The sequence below is a fragment of the Amycolatopsis sp. H20-H5 genome, from assembly GCF_035828755.1.
GTDB lineage: Bacteria > Actinomycetota > Actinomycetes > Mycobacteriales > Pseudonocardiaceae > Amycolatopsis.
Window position 1 is genome coordinate 1 of the sequence record NZ_JAYMZS010000159.1, and the last position, 3535, is coordinate 3535.

Annotated in this window: 4 protein-coding genes; all 4 read left to right on the forward strand. The window is 71.0% G+C overall.

The window, feature by feature from the left end; genetic code table 11:
- The first annotated feature begins 52 nt into the window (after positions 1–52).
- Positions 53–967 (forward strand): hypothetical protein, encoded by a 915-nt coding sequence (locus QMK34_RS43010; RefSeq protein WP_326420614.1) that lies wholly within the window; start codon positions 53–55, stop codon positions 965–967.
- A gap of 252 nt (positions 968–1219) precedes the next feature.
- A complete protein-coding gene (locus QMK34_RS43015) occupies positions 1220–1543 on the forward strand; it encodes a hypothetical protein (protein ID WP_326420598.1) in 324 nt (107 codons plus the stop codon).
- Between the two features lie 55 nt (positions 1544–1598).
- Complete coding sequence (locus QMK34_RS43020) at positions 1599–2078, forward strand: hypothetical protein (RefSeq protein WP_326420599.1); 480 nt, start codon at positions 1599–1601, stop codon at positions 2076–2078.
- 224 nt (positions 2079–2302) lie between these two features.
- Positions 2303–3535, forward strand: a 1233-nt coding sequence (locus QMK34_RS43025) for a serine/threonine-protein kinase (protein WP_326420600.1), incomplete at its 3' end; no start/stop codon positions are given.

The window sequence follows — 3535 nt, forward strand, 5'->3', positions numbered from 1 at the left end:
CGTCCAGGGCGTGCCCACGCCGAACGCTCCCGAACCCGTGCGGGAAGCGGCCGTGGAACCAGTCGCGCGGCGCACCAAGGTCACGTTCACCCGGCCCGTCGTCCGCCCCGTCGTGCCCGAAGAGGACGAGGACGTCCGGGTGTACGTCGCGGCCCCGATCGACGGGCTAGGCACGTTCGACCTCGGTTCGGTGCCCGCCTCGGTGACCCCGCCGAAGTCCTGGCGCAAGGCCGCGTGGTTCGCCACCGGTTCCTCCGCCGCGGTGGTCGTCGGCCTGCTGTTCGCGGGTTCACTCCTGGTCGGCAAGCCGGTGAACGAGCAGTCCAGCCAGGGCGGCTGGCCCGGTTACCGCGGTGGTTCGCCGCTGATGAGCGAAGAGCAGCAGGTCGGGCAGCCGACCTCGCCGAACGGCGGCTCCGGCGGGAAGCCCTCGAAGGACCCCAAGGCGGCCAACGGTCCCGTCGTGGACGACCGGAGCCCCTCCCGCGAAACCACACCCGCCACCACGGACGACACCGCCGCCCCGTCGACAGCCCCGTCGACGGGCGCCACCAGCGGCAAGCCGAGCACCGGCAAGTCCTCGACTCCTGCCTCGTCCGAGCCGCCCCAGAAGCCGCCGATCTCCGCGGCGCAGCGGACGAACCCGAACCCCTCGCCGTGGTACTCGTTCCCGCCCGACGCGCAGACGATGGGCAACAACAGCGAGAAGTTCCTGAACACGGTCACCACTGATCCGGCCGCCGCCTCCTCGGTGACCACCGGCGATCTGCACAACCAGGGCCCGCAGGCGCTCCGCCAGCGCTACTCCGACGTCGCTTACTTCGAGGTCAAGAAGATCGTCATCGATCAGCAGCGCGGCGTCACGGTGAACACCGTCGAGGTGACCCACCAGGACGGCACCAAGACCCTCGAGCAGAAGACGCTTTCCTTCGGCGACGACGACAAGATCGAGAGCGACGGCCAGTAGTCGATCGTGCACGCGCCGTTCGCGCATTCCGATGCACGTGCGGTGCGCTGAGCGGTAATGCCTGGTCCGGGTGGGTGACATAAGCTGCCGTTCGTCGTGTCGCGACGGCATTCCGGCGACGGGGTCTGGCGACGAACCCTCTGCACAGGGTTACCTGGCGACAGCGGGTCCGTCGCCCATCAGGCGGCCACCCGGACCAACGGCATAGGCCGAACGGCCTACTGACCGCCCCGGAAACAAGCGAGGAAATCCGTGCTTGATCGGCAGCGCACACGGCGTGAGCCTGACGCCGTTCGCGTCGAGGACGTGATCCCGGCCGACATTCTCAACGACACGCGTGTCGACCGCGCCTATCTTGAGCAGGTCTTTCGCGAGCCGCAGAACTTCGTCCCGCCCCGTGGGCGGGAGGAGGTCCGGCCGGCGCACAGCGAGCCCGAGGAGGAGCCGGAGAGCCGGTTCGCCCGGCGCGCCAAACTGGCCGGCCTCGTGGCCGCCGGGGCGCTGGTGGCGGGAGCCGTCGTGTTCGCCTCGACGATGAGCACACCGCATCGCACACCCCTTCCTTCCCGCCGCTGACGCGGCCCCTGGCGGCCTCGGCCTCAACGGCGCCGCGGCGCTCGGCGGGCTCGCGGTGCCGGACCCGGCCGTCCCCGGCACCGGGCGCGCCGGCTCGAAGTCGTCCGCGGGCAAGCAGAACGAGCCGCCCCAGGCCGCCGAAGCGGCGCCGACCACGGCTTCGCCGGAGTCCGCCACGTCCGCGGCACCCGTCCCGTCACCGCCGGAGCACAAGGCGTCACTCACGGACAAGGACAAGCTCGACGCGGTCACCAAGTTCTACAAGTCGATCGACCTGAGCCCGTCCCGCGCGCTGGGCATGCTCACCCCGGTGCTGGCCGGGTCCGAGCCGGGGAACCTGATCCGGGCCTGGAGCGCGATGGACTCGATCGAGGTCGTGGAAACGAGCCTGCAGCCGGACGGGTCGATCCTCGCGGTGGTCACCATGCGCCAGCCCGACGGCGGCAAGCTGCGGGTGACCCAGCTGCTCCGGATGGCCGAGGACGCGAGCGGCCTGATTTCCGATGCCCGGTTGCTCTCGGCCCAGTACATGTGACGACGATCTTCAAAGGCACTGGCCGGAGCGTCGCGAGCGCGATCAGAGCGTGCCGCGTGTGTGTGCGCAGAGTGAACGCCTAGCCTTGTCACGGGCCGGTCTCGGTAAAGTCGGCACACAGACCACTACATGTGCATACGCTCCACCGATGCGGCGCGCTCATGGCCGCATCGCGCGCGCGGGGTACCTCCGCCGCGCGAAGACGGAGCCCAAAGGGAGGTCGCGTGAGCGACGAGGGTCGCCTGGTCGCCGGTCGATACCGCATAGTCGGGCGGATCGGCACGGGCGCGATGGGTGCCGTCTGGCAGGCGCACGACGAGGTACTGGGCCGGACAGTGGCGATCAAGCAGCTGCTGCTGCTCGGGAGCCTCGACGAGCACGACGCCGAGGACGCCCGCCAGCGGACCATGCGTGAGGGGCGGATCGCCGCCCGGCTGCACCACCCGAACGCGATCTCCGTGTTCGACGTCGTCACCGACGACAACGGGCAGCCGTGCCTGATCATGGAGTACCTGAACTCCACGAGCCTCGCCGAGGTGCTGCAGGAGCGCAAGACGCTGCCGCCGATGGAGGTCGCCCGGATCGGGGCCCAGGTCGCGGCCGCGCTCCACGAGGCGCACGCGGTGGGCATCGTGCACCGGGACATCAAGCCCGGCAACATCCTGCTCGCCGGGAACGGCACGGTGAAGATCACCGACTTCGGCATCTCGCGGGCCAAGGACGACGTCACGGTCACCAAGACCGGGATGATCGCCGGCACCCCCGCCTACCTCGCGCCCGAGGTCGCCATCGGTGGCGATCCCGGCCCCGAGTCCGACATCTTCTCGCTGGGCTCCACGCTGTACGCCGCCTGCGAGGGTCAGCCGCCGTTCGGCCTGAGCGAGAACACGCTCAGCCTGCTGCACGCGGTGGCCGCCGGGCAGATCAACCCGCCCCGCCAGTCGGGCCCGCTGGCCAGCGTGCTCGCCGTGCTGCTGCACCCCGACATCCACCACCGCCCGACCGCCGAAGAGTCCGAAGAGCTGCTCGCCGCCGTCGCCCGCGGCGAGACCCCGCTCGGCGGTATGGCGGACGAAACCCTGATGGCGCCGTCCGCCGGTGTGCTCGGCGGCGCGGCCGGGGTGGGTGCGGCCCGGATGTTCGGCGAGGAGGAGGTCCCGGTCGGTCACTCGGGCACGCTGCTCGACCAGCCGGAACCCGGCTCCTTCTACGACGAGGACGACTACCCGGCGGCGACCGGCTACCCGGAAAACGACTACGACGGGTACGACGACCACTACGCGGACGGCACCCCGGTCAACGGCGGCGACCCGCCGGGCTTGGCCGCGACGCGCGCCGTCCCGCTCCCGGGCGCGCAGCCCCACGACTACGACAACGACCGGTACGACGACGACTACGAAGACCCGCCACCGCCCCGGGCGCGGGCGGCCGTCGGACCGGCCGACGACGAGGAGAAG